This is a genomic window from Haloarchaeobius caseinilyticus, from assembly GCF_051207395.1.
GTDB lineage: Archaea > Halobacteriota > Halobacteria > Halobacteriales > Natrialbaceae > Haloarchaeobius.
In genome coordinates this window covers 1-1,483 of the sequence record NZ_JBPJZC010000008.1, presented here as the reverse complement: position 1 = coordinate 1,483, position 1,483 = coordinate 1, and the positions used below count along the sequence as shown (strand labels likewise).

General features: G+C 56.5%; 1 rRNA gene. It reads left to right on the top strand.

Annotation, left to right across the window (positions count from 1 at the left end):
* Positions 1 to 6 precede the first annotated feature (6 nt).
* A 16S ribosomal RNA gene (locus ACSC1P_RS22080) occupies positions 7 to 1,479 on the top strand.
* The last annotated feature ends 4 nt before the right edge of the window (positions 1,480 to 1,483 follow it).

The following is a 1,483-nucleotide window of genomic DNA, read 5'->3' as shown; positions in this document are numbered from 1 at the left end:
GGGAGCATTCCGGTTGATCCTGCCGGAGGTCATTGCTATTGGAGTTCGATTTAGCCATGCTAGTTGTACGAATTCATATTCGTAGCAGATAGCTCAGTAACACGTGGCCAAACTACCCTACGGAGACCAATAACCTCGGGAAACTGAGGCTAATAGGTCATATAGCTCTCATCCTGGAGTGGAGAGAGTTAGAAACGCTCAGGCGCCGTAGGATGTGGCTGCGGCCGATTAGGTAGACGGTGGGGTAACGGCCCACCGTGCCCATAATCGGTACGGGTTGTGAGAGCAAGAGCCCGGAGACGGAATCTGAGACAAGATTCCGGGCCCTACGGGGCGCAGCAGGCGCGAAAACTTTACACTGCACGACAGTGCGATAAGGGAACTCCAAGTGCGAGGGCATAGAGCCCTCGCTTTTCTGTACCGTAGGGAGGTACAAGAATAAGAGCTGGGCAAGACCGGTGCCAGCCGCCGCGGTAACACCGGCAGCTCGAGTGATGACCGCTATTATTGGGCCTAAAGCGTCCGTAGCCGGCCGTGAGGGTCTGTTGGGAAATCTGCTCGCTCAACGAGCAGGCGTCCAGCAGAAACCACACGGCTTGGGACCGAGAGACCTGAGAGGTACGTCTGGGGTAGGAGTGAAATCCTGTAATCCTGGACGGACCGCCGATGGCGAAAGCATCTCAGGAGATCGGATCCGACGGTGAGGGACGAAAGCTGGGGTCACGAACCGGATTAGATACCCGGGTAGTCCCAGCTGTAAACGATGCCAGTTAGGTTTGGCGCGGGCTACGAGCTCGTGCTGTGCCGCAGTGAAGACGCTAAACTGGCCGCCTGGGAAGTACGTCCGCAAGGATGAAACTTAAAGGAATTGGCGGGGGAGCACTACAACCGGAGGAGCCTGCGGTTTAATTGGACTCAACGCCGGACATCTCACCAGCTCCGACAATATGCAGTGAAGGTCAGTGTGATGAGCTTACCTGAGCTATTGAGAGGAGGTGCATGGCCGCCGTCAGCTCGTACCGTGAGGCGTCCTGTTAAGTCAGGCAACGAGCGAGACCCGCATCCTTAATTGCCAGCATGAGCGCACGCTTGATGGGTACATTAGGGAGACTGCCAGTGCCAAACTGGAGGAAGGAACGGGCAACGGTAGGTCAGTATGCCCCGAATGAGCTGGGCAACACGCGGGCTACAATGGTCGAGACAATGGGAAGCCACCTCGAGAGAGGGCGCTAATCTCCGAAACTCGATCGTAGTTCGGATTGTGGGCTGAAACTCGCCCACATGAAGCTGGATTCGGTAGTAATCGCATTTCAGAAGAGTGCGGTGAATACGTCCCTGCTCCTTGCACACACCGCCCGTCAAAGCACCCGAGTGAGGTCCGGATGAGGCCACCGTAACGGTGGTCGAATCTGGGCTTCGCAAGGGGGCTTAAGTCGTAACAAGGTAGCCGTAGGGGAATCTGCGGCTGGATCACCTCCACAGA